This is a genomic window from Occallatibacter sp. (assembly GCF_049802275.1).
In the GTDB taxonomy this organism is placed as follows: Bacteria; Acidobacteriota; Terriglobia; order Terriglobales; family Acidobacteriaceae; genus Telmatobacter.
The window spans coordinates 1-20599 of the sequence record NZ_JBARMD010000523.1 but is presented as its reverse complement, the minus strand read 5'-3'; the positions used below and the strand labels follow the sequence as shown (position 1 = coordinate 20599).

Below are 20599 nucleotides of genomic sequence, written 5' to 3'. Positions count from 1 at the left end.
CGCGCTCTAACTGGTTGCCATGTTCCTTCAAAGCGGGGAAGGCGCCAAATGGATTTCATAGTGTTCTGTCTGCCAGCGACAATGCCAACTGTAAAAATTGTGTCTTATCAGCTAACGCCGTAGGTCCACTCACTGCATTCACCGGAGCCGCCTGGTCTAGTACCTGCGCAATCCTGTCGATATCCAGGCTGGCATTCGCGCTGCTGTTTTTGAAACGATTCAGCACGTCCCTGGCTTTACCCACCTGTCCCGTTTCAAAGTAGAAGACGCCAAGGGTTGAATAGCCTCCGGACCACTCGGGCAGCAGATCGACAGCGCGTTCAAGATTTGCTGCCGCGTCATTGGAATTTCCCTGCATTGCCGCGGTAAGCCCGAGCCCCCAATAAAGCTTGCCTGAGCCAGGAATGCGTGCCTGGCCCTTCAACAGAATCCGTCTCGCTTCCGCAATGTCCCCGCCGCGCAAATCCAGTAGCGCAAGAGAAAGATAAGCCTGGTCATTGTCGGGGTTACGGGCGATTTCATCCAGAAATATCTTCCGCGCCGGTTCTGCGTTGCCCATGTGCGCGTAGATGTCGCCCAACAGAGCCATATATGCATCGTCTTTCTGCTCATCGGGCGAAACCTGTTGTGCAACTTCGAGCGCCTGCGCATACTGGCGTTTTCGAAAATATGCATTCGCCAAATCGAATTTCACGTCGTCCGAATTCGGGTTGACCTCGAGAGCCCGCTGAAAATGTTGGATAGCGTCATCGTACAAATGAAAGCGAGCGAGCAAGACACCGATTCCTGCTAGCGTGCGAAAGTCTCCGCTGGCGAGTTGATCGAGTTGCGCAATTGTGCTTCTCGCGTTTTCTACGTCCCCGGCTTTCAGATACGCCTCAGCCAGCAGATACAGATTCTGAGGTTGATCTGGATGCTTCTTCACTTCATTGGTCAATTCGGCCAGATCCAGCTGATTGCGCGCGCCGGGGGCAAGATTCGAGCGATTGTTGAGATAGTCGAACAGGTTCTCAAAAGGAAGCGGACCACTCGCAGAATTCTTTGACAGGGTCTTGAACGAATTCAAGTCACGGTCCGCGGCCGCGGTCTCGTGCAGGCTGCGTTCCACCATGGCCAGCTTGTAATAACCGTTTGCCGGATCGCGGCTCACGCGGACGTAGCGTTTCAGCAACTCTTCAGCTTCTGGAAATCTCTTCGCGGCCATGCGAAGATTGGCGAGTTCGAGTAATGCGTCGGGAAAATCCGGATTGAAGCGAAGGGCCTGCTGGAAATAATTCTCAGCCGCGGCCGCATCTCCCTGCCGCTCTGCGATGAATCCGAGATTAAAGAGGCACGACGTATTGTGCGGGTCGAGTTTGATCCCCTCCTCGAAATATTTCTTCGCTTCATCGAACCTTCCCAGGTTTCTATAGGAGAGCCCCAGAAACGAATAGGATCGCGCAGAGTTTTCAATCTTAACCAGTTTTGTGAACTGGTCGATTGCTTTGTCGACCTTGCCCGCCATGAAATAGCTCTCACCAAGCGCCGCAATCAGGTCTGCACGTTGAGGAGCGATCTGGATCCCGGATTCCAACAGTGGAATCGCGTCTTCAAAATAATTCTGCGACATGCTGATCTGCGCCATCAGGAAGATGACATCGACATTCTCGGGCGCCAGCTTGCGCGCACGTAGCAGCAGGTCCAGCGCGTCCAGTGGGCGACCCTCATTCGTGTACGCCTGGGCGAGCAGGTACATCGCCTCAACCGAATCGGGCTTAAGCTTTAGTGCGCGGTTAAGTGCAAGCTCCGACTTGGGATTCTGCCCATCGCGGAGATAGACCTGTCCGAGGTTGTAGATAATCTCAAACGTCTCCGGTTGAAGCGCATCGGCTTTCTCCAACTCAAGCTGGGCAGTTTTGTACTGTTTCTCTGACGCAAGCAACACACCAAGAGAAAAATGCACTTGCACATCGTTCTTGCCTTGCGTTGATACGTCGGCCGCCACGCGAAGCGCATCTTGAACTCGCTTGCTTGCGAAGTAAGCGCGAATGAGGTTGAAGCGTGCGGCAAGGTTCTGGGTCGGCACTTTCTGAAAGTGAGGTATGGCCTCGGCTGGCTTGCCCTCCATCATCAGCAGAACGCCCAGGTCGTAGTTGCCGTCCTGATTCGCCGGATCGAGGTGCAGCCCCATGCGAAAGGCCTTCTCAGCCGAATCGGGATCCTTCATGGCGACGTAGGCATTGCCGATATTGTTGTGCGTCTTCACGGAGGTGGGATCTATCTTGAGGGCCTTCTTGAAAGCCTCAAGCGCGCCCGCGTAATCATGCTGATTGGCCTCGATAATGCCCAGCAAGTTATAGCCTTCAACGCTGGAAGGATGGTGCTCGAGAGCTTCCAGTGTCGCCGTCTTCGCTTCCGCGACACGGCCCTGCTGCGCCAGCATTGCAGCGTCAGCAAAGTCATCAGAATGTTTGGTTGGGGCCTGCTGCGCCATGCTGACGACGCGGGCATTCAGCGCTAGCGTCAGAAGAAGGAAAGCGACTAACCCGGCATTGGAGGTAAGGGCGCTGGCTTGCACAGACGCGGAGGCAACGTTCGCCGTGCTGAACAAGAACCGTAATGTGCGCTTCCAGGCAGTCATTGTATTGTTTCCAACGCTTGCTTCGCAGTTGCGTTCTCCGGTTGCACGCGTAGCAAATCGAGCAGCACGGTTCTTGCCCGCTCTTTATCATTGCGCAGCGCATAAAGCCGAGCGAGATTCAGGTAGGACTGATCAAAATTTGGTGCCACACGAATTCCGTTCTTGAATTCGTCTTCTGCCTCCGCGTATTTCTCGCTCCGCACAAAGAGTACGCCGAGATTATTCAGCGCTTCAGGATAAACCGGGCGGAGTTCAAGGGCCCTCCGCAAAGATTCGGTTGCGCGCGGAACGTTGCCCTGCTGCGCATAAAGCATTCCCATGCTGTAATTCGTTTCCGGATCGTCCGGCTGTAGTTGAAGCGCACGGGCCAGGCACTCCTGTGCCTTCTCAAACGATCGCTGACGGCGGTAGACGTTTCCAAGATTCAGCAGCGCAATTGCAAATCCCGGTCTGAGTTGAAGCGCCTTCTCAAAATCCTGAATCGCTTCGTCAAGTTGTCCCTGCTGAGCGGCCATCATGCCAAGATTGTTCCACGCTTCCGGGTAATCGGGCCGCAATTGAATCGTCTTCTCAAGATATTGGCGTGCTTGCCGGAAATCGTTTTTCCGCAAATTGAGAGTGCCCAGGTTGTAATTGGCATCGGCATTGTCTGGCTTTGTCAGCAGGACCTGTCGAAACGAGTCCGCTGCCTGCTCAAGATATCCGTGCTGATACATGGCGACGCCGTAGGTAAAGTCATTGCGCTGGAAAGCATCCTGCACGAGCAGTCCTTTAAAAGGGAGCGCTCTTTCCATGCGTCCCGCCGCGGTGGTTGGCGCTGAGTTCAAATCCGCCTGCAGGTGATCGAGATTCAGCGGCCCTTGATAGACCTTCACGATCATGCGTTGTCGATCCAGCAGGAATGCAATCGGAATCGGCAGGTTTCTTCGCCGGTCAAAGAGATAGCGGTAGATGATGTTGTAGATGCCGGCAACATCCTCGCTGGCAAACAGCACGGGGAAAGCGAATTTCCCCTGTCCCGCAAAAGCGCGCGCATCTTCCATCTGGGACGCAGCGTCGACGCTTAACGCAACAATCGAAATCCGTCCCGCACCGAACGCGGCAGAATGCTCATGAAGTTCCTTCAGCTGTTCGAGACTCGCGGGCGCAGTTGTCGCCCAGAAGGCCAGCAATACGAAACCACCTTGGAGGGAATTGAGATTCAGCATTTTGCCAGTGAGATCGGGCAAAGAGAAATCAGGAGCCTTCAGCGGATCAATGAGCCACGTCTCGACCTGTGAGGGCAGCAATTCAGGCTGTGGCGCTTCCCCGGCACGCGCATAGCTTGCCTGCGGCCTGCTGAAAGGCTTTGCCTTAAATGTGCTCCGACCTTCGCCAATTTCGAAGCGATGGTTGAGCGGCAAATTCTCAAAAAGTTGCGATTCTCCATTCGGCCATCGAACCGTCGCGCGAATGGGTCCGTCTGGCGTTCCGACACCGAAGAAAAGCTCCTTCGAGTGCTGCGACAGAAAGCCGGATCCTGCTTGCAGGTATTTGGTTTGGCGCAGCTTGCCGGCCTCGACCATGATCGCCGATCCGATGGCATCGCGGTTGCTTTTGTATCCTCTCAGTCGAAACGAGATCGAATCGCCAATCTCCGTCATCGCATTATGAAGTATGCGAACTTGCGGTGCGTTGCGATTTTTGAGAATGATCTCTAACCGTCCATCGTGATCGATGTCTGCAAGCGCAAAGGCGCGGCTGTCCTCAAGGAAATCAAGGCCGACCGCCCCCGAAACCTCAGTGAAGGTCCCGTCGCGATTGTTTGCGAACATCACGTTGCGCGCATAGCCATGCCACGTATTGTCCGATCGAACCAGCTCGTTGATCGCCTGCCATCCGCGCTCGTAGGCTGGTGCCGGTGTTGCGTCCTCAGACGATTTGGCGACCACCTGCCGCCAGAAGAAACTGGCAAGATCGTTTCGTTCGCTCCCGGAGAGATATCCGTTCGCGACGTAGAGGTCGGCGTAGCCATCATGGTCGATGTCCCATGAATCAGACGACCAGGACCATCGTCCCATCTCCACCGCAGCCTGTCTTCCCTGGTTCTCAAATGTCCCGTCGCCGCGGTTGCGATAAAGAGCATTGCCGCGCGCGTGCCGCTGATAGAGCTCGCGAATGCGTTCCGGCGCGTCTTCGTGAAACTGCTTCTGTCCTGAAACCCGTTGCCCCGCGGCCTCCCACATGCTGGGCACGTAAATGTCTTGCCGGCCGTCATTATCGAAATCGGCCCAGCAGCAGCTCATGCCTGCGCCAACGCCTTCAATGTGTGCCTGCGACGACACAACAGTGAAGGTCCCATCGCCGTTGTTGCGGTAGAGTTGCGAGCTTCCAAAGTCATTGGCAACAAACAAGTCGGCGAGTCCGTTGGAATTGGAGTCGCCCCACGCGCACGCAAAACTGTAGCGGTCATTGTCTACATTCAATCCCGCCGCTTCCGTGGTCTCTATGAAATTTCCGTTTCCCTCGTTGTGGAAGAGGCAGTTGGGCGGACCGTTGCGCGCATCGTAGTAAGGAATCGGGTAGTGATACTGGTCGAGCCCGAGGTAGTACATGTACATGCAGAAATAGACATCCAGTCGCCCGTCACGGTCGTAGTCTGCAATCGCAGCATGCGTAAAGGTTCCCTGTGGCTGGCGAGCAAATTTGAAGGCATCGCGCTTCAACACAAAGGTGCCATCGCCCTGATTGATATACAGGAGTGGACCCGTCCCGCAAACCACAAGAAGATCCTGCCGTCCCTTATTATCGAAGTCGGCAAAAAGCGCGCAGGCCGTATTGTCGAGTACGCCTACTCCAGCCTTCTGCGTGACGTCTTCAAACGTGCCGTCGCCGCGATTTCTGTACAGGCGGTTCGGCAGTCCGGCAGGCTGGCAAACATAAAAGTCGTCGAAACCGTCGTTGTCGAAATCGCCAGCCGCCACCCCATTATTGCCGTAAACGTCAACACCAATCGCTCCATCCAGAACCGTTCGCCAGTAATCGGCTCCGTGTGCCAATTGCTTCGCGTAAGACTCCGTTTCGCCTATCGCCTTAGTCGTCACATCGATGAATGCCGGTCCGCGCACCACGCTCAACGTCTCTTCGCCGGCCTCCCATCGCAACGCCTTCCACGATTGGGACGCATCGCGCGACCAAATCATGCGCCACGATCCAACTCGCTCTTCGCGGATCTCATCGCTTCGCTGCGCAACAAGGTCGTAACGCACGTCGACGCGAACCGTGAGAGGTGCACTGGCAGTCTCCTCGATCCCAAAAATCTCAAACTCCGCCGTGTTGATGCGCGAAAGGGGTCCAAGCCACGCGTCGATCTCTTTCAGCAAATTCTTGCGCCCTATCACCGGAGCGGCAGCAAACGCTCTTCTCGTCACGTCAATCCCAAAGGAAGAGCGCACCCTCGTTTCTTTGACATTAGAAAACGATGCAGCTTGAATCGCTTCGTCAACAAATTGGCCCAGCGCCGATTGATCGCGTGGCGAGTTCTTCAGGCCTTCGCCCCATTGCTTCAAAGCAGATTCAATCTCGAACGCATACTTCTCGGTTACGTATTGATCGGATCCGGGCGCGACAAGTTTGAGCACATCCGCCAGCGGAGATTGAGCAGGATAGTGGGGGGACAAGCGATTGTCTGCGAATGAAAACGCTGGCTTCGGGTCCGTCGGATCCTCTGGCGAAGCGAAAAGACGCGAAGCTCCAAACAATGGCGCCTGGCGAAGCAGTAAAGGCGCGAGCCCCATACTTTTGAGAAGTTTTCGCCGAGAAATACGCGGGCTGGTTGAGGGAGGTGACTTCATTCTGCCGTCTGGAGTTTGGACAATATGACGGGATAATAGCATCTGGCTCGAGACCCGTTTAGCCCGCTCTTTCCCTGTCCTTCGACTCCACTTGAGCCTCGTATTGACAAACTCAGCAGATTTCCCAACGGCGGAGGCGACGAGGCGCTGGCCCTGTGCATTTCTCCTCCAGATTCCGATCGCCCGCACCTGTCTATCCCAGATGATCGATTCTGAATATTCGTCGATCGTGTCTACGTAAGAAGCTCATTGCATGTAACTTATTAAACTTATTGACCTCGTTGTAGCGTCCCGGAATTGCTTCGGAAGCATGGGGTATCAACCTCTAAAAGAGGAGTCTACAACTTTCGGTTGACAAAAGACGCACGAATGTCCTAGGCTTCCTCGCACGCCGATGAAATCGTTTACAAAACGGCTGAACGCGGGCAGTTTTGAATCCCCTGATACCGACACGAAGTAGCTGGGAAAAGGGAAACAGACGGAGGTAATTCGGATGGGCCGTGAGCGCAGAACCGTCAATTTGCTAAGAGTGGCTGTCAACACAACTCTCATTTGCTTTTGCCTCTTTTTAGTCCAAGGCCGATCCGCATTCGGCCAGGTGGACGAAGGAGCAATCACTGGCAACGTCGTGGACTCCACCGGTGCGGTTATACCCAATGCACAGGTGACACTGTTGAACACTGACCAGGGGATAACGCTTGAAACCAAATCGGGCGGCGACGGCGGCTATACATTTTCTCCTGTCAGGGCCGGACATTACCAGATCACGGTAACGGCGAAAGGGTTTGCCAAAACAACCCAGAAGAACGTCACCTTGAACGTGGCCCAGGTGCTGCAGGTCAACGTTGCGCTTAAGCTCGGCGCAGCAACTGAGACCGTTGAAGTCAACGCCGCACCGCCGCTGCTCCAGACCCAGGAAGCTTCAGTCGGTCAGGTGATTGGCTCGCAGGAAGTGAATGCTCTCCCGCTCAATGGACGCAACTTTACGTTCCTTGCCCAGCTGGGAGCCGGCATGCAGACGCCGCAGGCCGATACGCGCGGTAATGCTGCCTCAGGTGCGTTCTCCGCTAACGGCCTTCGCCCTGCGCAGAACAACTACCTGCTCGATGGCATCGACAACAACTCAAACGCCGTCGACTTCCTCAATGGAACCAACTTTGTCATTCTGCCCCCCGTGGACGCCATCTCCGAGTTCAAGGTGCAGACTGCAGACTTCAGTGCGGAACTGGGGCGTTCCGCCGGCGCTGTGCTCAATGCGACCATCAAGTCCGGTACAAATAGCATTCACGGCGCAGCATGGGAGTTTTTCCGCAACGATGTACTCGACGCGGCGGACTGGTTTGAAGACAATTCACCTACTCCCGTGAAAGGCAAACTCCGTCTGAATCAGTTCGGCGCCATGATCGGTGGTCCGATCATCAAGAACAAGTTCTTCTTCTTCGGCGACTACGAAGGCAAACAGCGCGTGCAGGGAACTTCATTCACGAACTCAGTTCCGACTTCCCTGGAACGGACCAGCACCTACACCAACCTGACCGACATTCTTACGCAGCAGGCTGGAGCGGCCAGGACCGACATCCTGGGGCGTTCCATTCAACGCGGCACGATCCTTGACCCTGGGACAACGCGATTCGTTGCCAAGGGGGCTGTGGATCCGGTCTCGGGTCGAGTTAATAATTCCGGCGCCGACGGCTATGTTCGCGATCCGTTCAGCAGCGCGTGCGCGCCGGGAACAGGGACCTTCACTGTTGCCGCGTGCCCCGACCTCAACATGCTTCCCGCGGGCCGCATCGACGCGAACGCAGTCAAGCTATTAAACCTCTTTCCCGCGCCGAATGCAGGGTTGGGCACCTATCAAGACAGTCCGGCTCTCTACGAGCATTCCAACACCTTCGACACGCGCGAAGATTTCAACCCCAACGAGAAAAATCAGATCTTCGCCCGCTTCAGTTATGCCGATGATCCTCAGTTCATTCCTGGCCCGTTTGAGGGTGTGGCCGATGGCGGCGCCTTCCAGCAGGGCCTGCAGACCGCAAAATCCGCCCAGATGGTGGCAGCCTACACGTACGTCTTCAACCCAAACATGATTAATCAGCTGCGCGGCGGGTTCGCCCATTTGCACACGACTCGCTACGGACCCGTGGGCGACCAGATGGGAATTCCTGCTCAATACGGAATTCAGGGCATCCCTCAGGTCTCAGAAAACGGCGGACTTCCCAACTTCTATATCAGCAACCTGCAGAATCTGGGCAGCAACAACTTCCTGCCATCGGACGAAGTCAGCGCCACCATTCAGGTCACAGACGACTTTACTAAGATTTACGGGAAGCACAGCTTCAAGATGGGCGTGGAATATCAGCACGTGAAGTTCTCCACCCTGCAGCCGGCGTGGTCACGTGGCGCATTCAATTACGGTGGCAGCTTCACAGATATTCCAAACCTCGGCAGCACGAACGGCGGTATGGCCCAGATGCTGCTGCCTCCAACGGCCGCGCCTGCCACTATCGCGGGCAATGCCAATCCGAATGGCTTCAGCTATTCGGGCGGCGCCGACAACGTATATGCATCGAACATCAACAAGACCTACGATGAAAAGGTGTACTTCGCCACCTACTTCCAGGATGACTGGAAGATGACGCCGAAGCTGACCCTCAATCTCGGTCTTCGCTGGGACTACTTTGGACCCATCAACGAGACGAATGGAGGTCAGGGAAATTTTGTTCCAATCGCTCTTCCTGAAAAGGGAATTGGCGGCCCGTCCTTCATCCTTCCGGCCACCGGAAAAGACAACCGTTCACTCTCAACAGACGGCACATGCTCAGGTATCGGTTGCAGGGGTTTCGTCAATCTCCTGGCCCAGGATGGCATCAGCCTGCTCGAGACCAACAAGTATGGGCAAGGGCTCTTGCAGACGCAGAAAACCAATTATGCTCCCCGCGTTGGGTTTGCCTATCAAATCACTCCGAAATGGGTAGCGCGCGGAGGCTTGGGGCTGTTCTTCAACTCGTTTGAGAACCAGGGATATGGGCCGAACATCGGTGAAAACTATCCCTTCGTGTTCAACCTCAATCCTTCCATTCACGCAAATCCTGCCGATCCGAGCGCTGCTTCACAGGTCGCTCCGATCAGTTACAACACCCCCTACAGTGGATGCCCATCTGCGGGTCCTGGAGGTACGGCGTCATTCGAGTCCGGATTCACTTGTATCCCTCTCACACCTACCGCTGTTAATGCCTTGGGACTGGGTCTGCAGGGACTTCAGTTCGACTACAACACCCCGCGCACTCTCAGTGTTAATGGCACAGTTCAATACTCCGTCACTCACACTATTTCGGCGACGGCGTCGTATGTCTACACCCACGGGGAAGATCTGCAGGGTGGCGTCGGCTATCAGAACGTAACCCAGATTCTGCCAGCTGGTGTCAGCACCGGAAAGGGTTGTCCCTACGCGACCTTTTCGGAAAACAGCTGCATTCCGTTCGTTGATTTTGGCGGGGGCAGCTACCAGGCAACCTATGGCGTAAGCTCCTACCACGGTTTGCAAACCAAGCTCGAACAGCAGTTCGCAAACGGTCTGTCGTTCTTGCTTACGTATACCTGGTCGAAGACCCTGTCGGATGCAGGCGACTTGCTGAACGGCGGCAGCACAGGCACGTTGCGTGCTTACTCCGTGCCGCTTCTGGGCCCCAAGTTCGATTATGCGAGGGCGGATTTCGATCTCCGCAATGTGTTCCACTTCAGTGGCCTGTATGAACTGCCGGTCGGTAAGGGCAAGAAGTACTTGAATCAGGGAGGGGTTGCGAACGCAATACTTGGTGGATGGTCCACCAACTGGATTGTGACTCTTCAAGGTGGCCAGCCGGTCAACTTCACCTGCCCGACCGGCACAACCTCTGGAACCAATTGCAACACTATTCTCCTTCCTGGAAAGAGCCCGCAACTTGGTGTCAAGATCGGGACTCAGGGTGGGTACCACGGCCCGTTCTGGATCGGAAACCCGTCAGCCTTCAGTCAGCCGTGTCAGTTGGGCAACGTCGGGGGTGCCATTGTTCCTATCCCGGATAATCCCACGGGTTGCGTGCCTATGAGCGGTGCAGGTGCTCTGGGCAGCAAGGCTGGCCAAATCGATGGGCCCGGATTCAAGCGCTTCGACTTCTCGCTGTTCAAGGCATTCCAAATCAACGAGCGCTTCTCGATGCAGTTCCGGTCGGAGTTCTTCAACATCCTCAATCACCCGAACTTCAACGCCCCCAACTTTGGCGGCAACGGCGTCGTCGCAGTTGGCGGTTCCGGTACTTACACCAGCAGCACGTTTGGCGCAATTGGATCTACGCGCGATGCTCCGTTCGATCCGCGGCAGATTCAATTTGCTCTGAAGCTGTACTACTAGGCTAGAATGAAATCGCCCCGGGACGGCACGCCTTCTGGGTGCCTTCCCGGGGTTTTTTTCTGCGTAGCAAAATGCTCACGCGGCAATCATGGAGGCGGGCGGTGAGCAAGAGGTCTCGATGCTGGCTTGCGCTGATCGGGACAATCCTGGCCTGCGCTGTCCTATCCTCAGCCGAGGATCCGCAGAAAGAGAAGCTCGATCGCGAATATCAATCTGCAGTATCCGATTATGACGCGGGGCGATATGCAGCGGCCGCAGAGCAGTTAGAGCACCTTCTCCCCTATGCCCCAAACAGCTTCGAGATCCACGAGCTTCTGGGACTCGTCTACGCTTCGCTCTCGCAGGATGCGAAGGCACAAGAGCACCTCAAGACAGCCGTCCAGTTGAAGCCCGACTCTGCAGTTGCACGAACAAACCTCGGAACCAACCTTCTTCATGCTGGTAAGACCGCTCTGGCAGGAGAGCAGTTCCTTAAGGCACTACAACTGGAACCAAGGGATTTCGACGCGAACAGAAACCTGGGGCAGTACTACATTCAGGTCGGAAAGATTGCTGAGGCGCAGCCGCTTCTTGAGCAGGCACAGCGCATCAAGCCCGATTCGTACGAAAATGGCTACGACCTGGCGATGGCAGACCTTCTCCTGGGGCGGCTTTCCGAAGCAAGGCAAGTGGCACAACAGATCCTGAAGACGCACGACACTGGCGAGCTGCACAATTTGCTCGGCCAGATCGACGAGAAGGACGGCAAGTTTGTCGCGGCCGCCAACGACTTCGAGACTGCGGCACACCTCGATCCCACAGAAGACAACCTGTTCGACTGGGGAAGCGAGATGCTTCTTCACCGAACCTACGAGCCCGCGATCGCCATCTACCAGCAGGCAACGACGCGATTCCCCAAGTCTCCTCGACTCTACATCGGTCTCGGCCTGGCGCTCTATTCACGCGGCAAATATGACGAGGCTGTACAGGCCCTTCTCACCGCTGCAGACCTGGACCCCTCCGATCCTCGCTGTTATGTCTTCTTGTCCAAGGCTTACGACAGCTCTCCAAAACAGGCTGACGACGTCATTCAGCACTTTCATCGCTATGCTGAACTGCGTCCCACCGATGCCCGGGCCCAGTACTACTATGCAATGAGCCTCTGGAAAGGGAAACGCGCCGGAGACACAAACGTTGATCTTCAAACGGTTCAGATCCTCCTGCAAAAGTCGATCTCCCTCGACGACAATCTTCCTGAGGCGCATGTGCAACTCGGAGATCTATACGCAGGCCAGCATCAATACGACAAGTCCATTTCCGAGTATGTGCGTGCCATCGAGCTCAATCCGAATCTGTCGGATGCGCATTACCGCCTAGGCACCGACTACGTGCACGTAGGGCAAAAAGACCAGGCTCAAAAAGAATTCGCGGTCTATCAAAGACTCCGTGCCGAACACTTGGCCGAGACCGACAAAGAGAGGGCTGAAGTTCAACAATTCGTGTATTCAGAAAAATCGGATTCTTCCACCAAGCCGTGATTCAGAACTCCCCGGGGTCGACAGACGGCTCTCCCAGTAATCGAAATGGGCGGCAATTCCTCGCGGACGCACAGATGATTGGATAATTTGAGTTGATGATCAGGTCGGCACTCACGAATACACTCGCCCCAGAATTCCCGGCCGGTGCGGGATTAAGTCCTCGGGAGATCGCCTCCGGCTTGAGCTGGAGCCGCCGCGAGTTTCTGCGCAACACTGCCGGCCTCGCCTTGGGAGCCACGCTCGCCGGTGCAAGCCCCTTTCTGCGTGGAGAAACCATTCGCAAGAAGCGCAAGGTCATCGTCGTCACGTTCGGCGGTGGCGCCAGGGACCAGGAGACTTTCGCCCCCGAGGGTCAGGAAAACATTCCCCACCTGCTCACCGAGCTGGTTCCTCAATCCAGCTTTTTCACTCATGTCACCAATGACGGAATCCTCGGCCACTACGTTGCCACGGCCAGTCTCACAACCGGAGTCTACGAAACTCTGAATAACTTTTCCGCTGTTGCCCCGGAACACCCCACCGTCTTCGAGTACTTCCGCAAGGACCTCAAACGTCCCGCCTCCGATACATGGGTCGTCGCCCCCAGCAACGGTTTCAACCGTATTGGCGAAAGCGATTGCCGTTCCTACGGTCCGGGAACAGGTGCCACCGTCATCCTTCCAAAGCATCTGCTCAGCGCCGCAACATCCAGCGGCACAGCCGATTTTGATCACCTGCTCCGCGACAACTACGAAAACCCCCTCTACACGCCCCAACTCGGGGGCGGCGAGTTTGAGCTGCAGCAACTCGACGGCATCCTTCGGCTTTCTGTCGCCGACTTCATGGCGCACGCGCGAACCCTCTCCAGTCCCGACGAACTTTCCGTCTACATCGCCAAGCGCCTGATGCAGCAGGAGGCGCCAAGCCTTCTGTGGATTACGATGCACGACATCGACGTGGCCCACTCTGGCGCGTACTCGCTCTACATCGAAGGCATTCGGCGTACCGATCGCCTATGCGCCGAGCTTTGGAAGGCCGTTCAAGAGAATCCTGAATACGCCGGCAACACAACACTCTTCATCCTTCCCGATTTCGGTCGAGACTCCGACTACGACTCCGGCGGCAACGGATTCCAGCACCATCGTACTGGCGACACCGCAAGCCGCACCACTTGGATGATGGCGCTCGGGGCAGGCGTTCGCGAGGGCGTTATCTTCAATGACCCCATGCAATCCATCGATCTGGTGCCAAGTCTCGGCGCAATCATGGGCTTCTCACCTGCGCAGTCGCTGGGCAAACCAATCAAGGAACTCTTGTAGCCATGTTGCCAAGCAATCTCCAGCCCGAGAATTTCACGTCGTATCCGCCGGAGGCCCGAAAAGTTGTCCTCGGTCACATCGATGCCATCCGGCAGCTTCCCATCACGTTCCTTCCCAGCCTGCTGCGCGAGGTCATTGAGTACGACTTCAAATTCCCGTCGGAACGAGCGGCAATCGATACGGAGCTCGCGACGATCTCCGCGCTCTCTCCGTCGCAAGCCAAAGAATGGTTTGAACCATTCCAGTCCATCGCAATCTCTTCGAAGCTCGAAAACTTCGATTGGATCAATTTGCCCGCGCAATTCATTGAGCAGCAATCCGCCTACCTCTGGAGCACGCACCAACTCGACACGTTTCGCAAAGCTGCAACCGACTATGGCGCGCGCTTACAGGCAGCCACCAAGCCGCAGCCGCTGCCTGCGCAGAGACTTGGCATCGCAATCATCGGCCAGGGCGTTTCAACCTACGACCAGCCGCTGTTTCGCAACCTGCCCTCACATGGCACCTACTTTAACCAGATCAAAGCCGAAAACGGCCTGCAACTCCTTCTTGCGGCGGCAGCCACGCGTGCCGAGGCTCATCCGCTCCCATTTGGCCACTGGTATGTCGATGGAGGAGCTGAGGCGAATCACAGCCCGCTCCTGACCTGCGTCTCGTACCAGGGCATGCAGCCCATGCGCGCGGCCCTTCTGAAATACATTCAGTCGCAGATTGAACGCCCAGGCATGGGCCCTGAAGAGTTGCGTACGCATCTTGCCCGGATGAATCCTTCCGATCTGGGCGTGGGCGATACCGCCAACGCTGTTCTCGAACGCTTTAAGCTAAAGATCCTCACAGAAGGCTCAGGAACACAAATCTTCTCCACGACGTTTGCCCAGTGGGCAACCCGCGAAGCCTTGCGCCGTGCCGAACCGCTCACATTGTTGGTCCGCTTCGCTCCACGACAGCGTCAACGTCCTATGAACGAGCTGCTCTCGATTGCCGGGGGAAACCCTGAGCTGGACCCCATGGGCTCGCTAGTGGACGCCGATATGGGCGCTTACTACCACTGGATCAATCAGCAGCGGCTCCAGGAATACGACAAATCGATATTTCTGGTGTGGTTCGAAGGCCACAGCCAGGCGCTCGTGATCGCTCCTACTCTCCCGCGTGGAACACAATCAAGCTCATCTCTGGACCTTGGACAGCTCTTGACACTAGCTGTCAGCTAATCCGTCAGACCTCAGAAGCCTCCTCATTTGTATTTCCCCGTGACCCCGCGAATATTGTGATCCGCGACATGGAGGATCCCGCGCATTTGGGCCTACAATGGCGCTGTTTTCAACCTCGATTTGCAGGGATGCTTGACTCCGTGGCACTCGCGCCAGAGGAGGTGCGTTGATAGAGATTGGTGATCGTGCAGATGCCTCGCCCAACTCCAACCGTTCCAGCGGTTCGGACGTTGCTGTCGATGAATCGAAGCGTGCCTTCCTGCGCGCTGCGGGGCTTCTTGTCGCGGGGCTTGTCTTGCCAAAGGCACACGCAGACCAGTCCGTCCGCGTAGCATCAGCCTCTGAGCACAAAGTCATTCTCGTGGTCATCGGCGGTGTCCGCCGAGCGGAGACCTTTTCGCGCGAAGGACTCGAGAACATTCCTCACCTCACACAAGACCTCCTCCCTCGATCTCTTTTCTACGCGCATGCGCGCAACGAAGGCGTAACCGCTCATTTCAATGCAATCTCCAGCGTCCTTACGGGCAACTGGCAGCGCGTCGACGACTGGGGCAAGCTCGCGCCCACCACACCCACCGTCTTCGAGCAGTTTCGCAAAGCTACGCGCGCTGACCGAAGCGATACATGGGTGGTGGCCAGCAACAAGGCGCTCACCAGCCTCATCGGCGCAAGTTCAGCATCAGGCTACGGGCCCGCATACGGTGCGAACGTCGTGTTTCCCAAGCAGCTCATGCTCACCGCAGTGGAAGAGGCGCTGCGCTCAGGCCGCACTGCGAACATGGCTGACCGAGTGACGGTCGAATCGGAGTTGCAGAATGCGTTGGAAGGCAGCAACTTCGAAGGGCTCGGTTGGAATGTGTTTGACGCTGCTGATCAGCTTGACCCGCGCGTCGCGAGCAGCATAAAAACCGCCATCGCCAATTTCGTTCGCGGCGGCGGTCCAACCTCCGGTGACGATCTCACCTTCTTCATGACCCGCGAGGTCATGCGCAAGTTCGCGCCCAGTGTGCTTACGGTTGTATTTTCTGACGTTGAAGCAGCGCACTTCGGCTCGTACTCACTGCACCTTTCCGGCATTCGCACTGCCGACCGCCTTGCCTATCAACTATGGCAGGAGGTGGAGTCGAACCCCGATTACCGCGGCAAGACTACGATGCTGATTCTGCCAGAATTCGGTCGCGATCCCGACGGCTCATCGACCAACGGCTTTTTCAATCATCGCGCCAATGAAGACTCAACACGGGACACGTGGATGATGGCGCTCGGAGCGGCTGTCGACAAGCCTCAAGTCATCGAACGCCCGATTCGTCACATCGATGTTTGCCCCACGCTCACCGAAATTCTGAATTGCAAAGGTATTGAATCCCAGGGCGCGAAGCTCGCGGAATTTAGCGGGTAGCTGCGCCAGTCCACAGGAAAGAAACATGAAAGCCGCAGACGGGTTATCGCAGAATCTTCAAAACGCCTTGAACAATGGCGTGCTGAAACGCCTGCCCCTCACGTTTCTTCCGTTCGTCAACGAGCAATTGCACAAGTGGCAATATCTATTCCCCAATGAACGGCGTTCGGTCCAGAGCCTGCTTCTTTATGTAGACAGTTTGAGCGCCGAACAGTCTTCCGCGCTCTTCAAGGACGTGGTCCAGCTCGAAGAAAAAATGGGCGTTCGTCACTGGCAGTTTTCCACTACAGAGCAGACCATCCAGAACTCCTCTGAACTGGCGCGCTCGCCCTACTTCCTCGAATGGCGGCGAGCGGTGCAGGCTGTCTTCGATACTGTCGACCAGCAAGCACTCCAGTCCCGAAGCTCATCGGCGAAGCGTCTCGTCCTGCTCGATATTCCGCGGCCACTTCCCGTGAACCCGGCGACCATTTGGCATCGATGGCAAGGGATCGGCAAACAAGTCACTTTGGACATGGGCATCTCTGCACACGCTCTCGGTCCTTTCGAAGTCCTTCTTGCCGGTATGCCCCTTGAGAACAGCAATCCATCTAAAGCGCTTCCAGCAAATCCGGCTCACGATGAAATTTCCGCGGACACGTGGGTGATCGATGCAGGAAGCAGCGCGGTGGATGCAGTCCTCGAGCGCTATCCGGAATCTTCGAGTTCGCAGACTTCGATTCTCCTGAGTTATGAACGCCTCGCCTTGTACCGCGAAAACTTTTCCAGCGAGATGAATACCATGCACAAAGATCTTGGCGATGCAGATGCGGTCTTCGATCGACTGCGCACGGTGGACGTTACTGCCTGGAGCCCTCCTGAAGTCTCCGCCGATCCTGCAGTACGCGAATTCGTGCGCTCGCTCTACCTCACCGGAAACGGCGCCGTCATCTTCGGCAATTCTTTTGTAGAGTGGGGAGCATCCGAGGCGTTCCGCCGTGCACGGCCATCATTTCTAGCAGCGAAATTCGGCGTTCGCGCCAAGCCAAAACCATTCACAGGCGTGGCCGTCTTCGACAACCCAGACCAGGTCAACCCCGCGCCTTCAGTCGATGACCTGCCCGGCAGCGCTGCCGACGCCGAAATGCTTGCGCTCTATGTATGGCTCGCCGCGCAGCGCTACGAGGAATATCAGCATTCCACTGTCTGCGTATGCCTCGCCGAAAGCATCTCCCAGGCTTACATCGTTGCCCCGCCGGAATTCGCCATAGCACGCCACTCGGATACCGTCTCTTTGCAGCAACTCGGCACCGCACTCTCCACATGGATTTCCTAAGTTTGTCGATTTTGTTTTGTACCGCTGATCCGTCGGCGTGAGCTTCAAATAGACACGCCCGATACGATTGATAATGAACAAGTTGCCCATGCTTTTCGAATCCGAATTTACATGCCGTGTTGCCGCCTCCGGCTGCTATAGTTCCCATGGGTTATGACAGGGCTTTTTTATTGTCAAAGGCGTCATTTAGGAAGGGAGTCATCCATTGATCAGACGCGACTTTATCAAGACTGCAGGCGCAGTGTTGGCCTCTACCGCATTGTCCGGTTCTAGCGCACTTGCCGAAGAGCAGATTGCATCCGGGAGAGTGATTCTCCCTATGAATCGGAACTGGCGCTACAGCCCGTCAAAAGTGGCTGGCGCCGAAGCAATCGGATTCGACGATTCGAAGTTTGAACCAATCATCATCCCTCACACGAATATTGCATTGCCCTGGCACAACTTCGACGACAAGGATTACGAATTCGTCTCCACCTATCGGCGACGGTTCAAAATGCCTCAAGGAGCGACAGGCAAGCGTGTCTTCGTGGATTTTGAAGGCGCCATGACCGCTTCCACCGTCTGGATCAACGGCGTTCTTCTCGGCGAATACAAGGGTGGCTTTACACCCTTCTCTTTCGAACTCACAAAGCACCTGCGTCCTCAAAATGAAAACGTTTTAACTGTGCAGCTGGATTCAACCGAACGAAGCGACATTCCGCCCTTTGGATACGAAATCGACTACATGACATTCGGAGGAATTTACCGCGAAGTTTCTCTTCGCGTCGTTCCCCAACTCTACATCGACAACGTCTTTGCCCAACCCAAAGATGTCATGACCGGCAATCCGTCGCTCAATGTTAATTGCTTCCTCGCGGGCGATTTCGCGGCAGGCGGCTCCATCTCGCTCGAAGCGGAGTTACGCGATGGAGACAAGATAATTGCGAAAGCAAGCCGCACTATTCAGCAGCCATCCTCCGCAGTCGACTCTTCCAATCCACCGACCCCGCTCGATCCCTACACCGACGCCCCCGCATACACCACTGTCGAAACGGCCAAAGATCCCGTCCGCTATACCGTATCGCTCATGCATCTCGGGGATATACAACTCTGGAATCTCGATCAGCCCCGCCTCTATACGGTCCACGTGCGTCTATCCAGGGCCGGCCAGGTTATCGACCAGGACACGCGGCGCGTAGGCTTCCGCGAGGCGACGTTCACCGACCATGGATTCTCTCTGAATGGCAAGATCATCAAGCTGCGCGGACTCGACCGCCATCAGACATTTCCGTTTGTTGGTCAGGCTATGCCGGCGCGCGTCCAGTGCCAGGATGCCGATATCCTGCGCAAGCAGCTCCATTGCAACATCGTTCGCACATCCCACTATCCTCAGTCCCGCCATTTCCTCGATCGGTGCGACGAAATCGGCCTGCTGGTGCTTGAGGAGATTCCCGGCTGGCAGCATATCGGCGACGAAAAATGGAAGCAGGTGGCGATCGACAACGTCGGTCGCATGATTCGCCGCGACTGGAACCACCCCTCCATCATCCTCTGGGGAGTCCGCATCAATGAGTCGCTCGACGACCACGACTTCTACACGCGCACTAACGCGCTTGCGCACGCCCTCGACGACTCGCGCCAAACCGGAGGCATCCGCTACTTCCAGGAGTCAGAATTCCTCGAAGATGTCTTTACCATGAACGACTTCGGCTTTCCCCTGAAGCCGCCAAATCATCCGCGCTATCTAAACACCGAGTTCGTCGGCCACACATTCCCAACCAAGACCACCGATGACGATGAGCGCCAGCGCGAGCACACCCTGCGTCACGCTCGCATACACAATCAGCTTGCTTCGAACCCTCAATATGCGGGCGGTATCGGCTGGTGCGCATTCGACTACAACACCCACTCCAACTTTGGCGCCGGCGACCGCATCTGCTATCACGGGGTCACCGACATTTTCCGCGAACCGAAACCTGCCGCCGGCTTTTACAAATCGCAATGCGACCCATCAGAAGAGGTCGTGCTCGAGCCTGCATTCCACTGGGCGCGTGGTGACGAGTCCGTCGGATTCACCAAGGCTGTCTTTTGCTCTAACTGCGATCACATCAAGGTCTTCGCCCGCGCCAACTCCGACCCTGCGAAGCCCTGGGTTCTTGTCGCCGAGATCGATCCGGATCGCACGGAATTCGAACACCTCAAGTACCCGCCTTTCGTCCTCGAAGTGAACAAGATCGACATGAAGAAGCTTGGCGCATTCTGGGGAGACTTGCGGGCAGACGGTTTCATCAACGGTAAGCAGGTTATCTCCAAGTCGCTCTCAGGCAGGGGCGTCGACGAAAAGTTCGCGCTCGTTCCAGACGATCGGGAACTCCACGCAGACGGAGCTGACACAACCCGTGTCGTCTTTCGCGTAACCGATGAGTTCGGCGCCATGCGCACCTATGCGAATGATCCGATCACCTTTACGCTGGAGGGCCCAGGAAAGCTGATTGGCGACAATCCGTTCTCGCTTATCGGAGGAACGGGCGCCGTATGGGTTCGCGCAGGTGAGGAGCCCGGCGTTCTGCGACTCACAGCGAAACATCCACGCCTGGGTGTGCAGAAAATTGAGATCAACGTGCTTTCAGCGCCGGCAGAGCAGATTTAGTCTTCCCGGGAGAGCGTGGCCCGGCTCGGCGCATACCTACTCGAGAGGACTCTAGCGTCATCCAGCGCTTCGTTCCGTTCTATTTCCTCTTGGAGCGCCCGGGCCGCCGAAGGCAAAGGGAAGATGCAATCGGACCGCGCCAACTCACGAAAAGAGAAGTAAGTGTGCTGCATCTTGCCGGAGTTATCAGATTTGCCGGGCTTCCGCCCCGAACAGACTGTAGATACACCCTTATCGCGATCCTTTAGAGCAGAATCAAGCTAGAGCATTTTCATAATTACTGTACTCCATAACCGCAGTGTCGGAAGAAGGCCTGCGCGTTTTGGGGAGTGATGGCGTCGATGGCCCGCGCGATGGCCGGTTCCAGCTGATCGAGCGCGCGGGCCT

At 56.2% G+C, this 20599-nt stretch carries 9 protein-coding genes; 7 read left to right on the top strand and 2 right to left on the bottom strand.

Going from position 1 to position 20599, the window contains the following annotated elements; translation table 11 throughout:
* Positions 1–55 precede the first annotated feature (55 nt).
* The gene (locus WA354_RS18110) at positions 56–2620 is read right to left on the bottom strand and encodes a tetratricopeptide repeat protein (protein WP_472814422.1); all 2565 of its coding nucleotides are present in this window, start codon (positions 2618–2620) and stop codon (positions 56–58) included.
* Complete coding sequence (locus WA354_RS18105) at positions 2617–6279, bottom strand: FG-GAP-like repeat-containing protein (protein WP_472814421.1); 3663 nt, start codon at positions 6277–6279, stop codon at positions 2617–2619. Before WA354_RS18105 ends, WA354_RS18110 begins: the two co-directional genes overlap by 4 nt.
* A 772-nt stretch (positions 6280–7051) precedes the next feature.
* On the opposite strand from WA354_RS18105, the gene WA354_RS18100 reads away from it, so the two are divergent.
* The 7 genes from WA354_RS18100 (at position 7052) to WA354_RS18070 (ending at position 20212) form a co-directional block, all read left to right on the top strand.
* A complete protein-coding gene (locus WA354_RS18100; RefSeq protein ID WP_472814420.1) occupies positions 7052–10843 on the top strand; it encodes a TonB-dependent receptor in 3792 nt (1263 codons plus the stop codon).
* Between the two features lie 101 nt (positions 10844–10944).
* Complete coding sequence (locus WA354_RS18095) at positions 10945–12360, top strand: tetratricopeptide repeat protein (protein WP_472814419.1); 1416 nt, start codon at positions 10945–10947, stop codon at positions 12358–12360.
* 95 nt (positions 12361–12455) lie between these two features.
* Positions 12456–13658: a hypothetical protein gene (locus WA354_RS18090; RefSeq protein WP_472814418.1), complete on the top strand. Its 1203-nt coding sequence runs from the start codon at positions 12456–12458 to the stop codon at positions 13656–13658.
* Between the two features lie 2 nt (positions 13659–13660).
* On the top strand, positions 13661–14869 hold the full coding sequence (locus tag WA354_RS18085; protein WP_472814417.1) for a hypothetical protein: 1209 nt from the start codon (positions 13661–13663) through the stop codon (positions 14867–14869).
* 166 nt (positions 14870–15035) lie between these two features.
* Positions 15036–16268, top strand: a complete 1233-nt coding sequence (locus tag WA354_RS18080) for a hypothetical protein (RefSeq protein ID WP_472814416.1) — start codon at positions 15036–15038, stop codon at positions 16266–16268.
* Positions 16269–16293: 25 nt separating this feature from the next.
* On the top strand, positions 16294–17583 hold the full coding sequence (locus WA354_RS18075) for a hypothetical protein (protein WP_472814415.1): 1290 nt from the start codon (positions 16294–16296) through the stop codon (positions 17581–17583).
* A gap of 205 nt (positions 17584–17788) precedes the next feature.
* Complete coding sequence (locus WA354_RS18070; protein WP_472814414.1) at positions 17789–20212, top strand: glycoside hydrolase family 2 protein; 2424 nt, start codon at positions 17789–17791, stop codon at positions 20210–20212.
* Positions 20213–20599 lie beyond the last annotated feature (387 nt).

Excerpts from the sequence above, each read along its gene's own strand:
- WA354_RS18090 (WP_472814418.1), top strand. The coding sequence starts at position 12,456 with ATGATCAGGTCGGCACTCACGAATACACTCGCCCCAGAATTCCCGGCC.
- WA354_RS18110 (WP_472814422.1), bottom strand. The coding sequence starts at position 2,620 with ATGACTGCCTGGAAGCGCACATTACGGTTCTTGTTCAGCACGGCGAAC.
- WA354_RS18075 (WP_472814415.1), top strand. The coding sequence starts at position 16,294 with ATGAAAGCCGCAGACGGGTTATCGCAGAATCTTCAAAACGCCTTGAAC.
- WA354_RS18085 (WP_472814417.1), top strand. The coding sequence starts at position 13,661 with ATGTTGCCAAGCAATCTCCAGCCCGAGAATTTCACGTCGTATCCGCCG.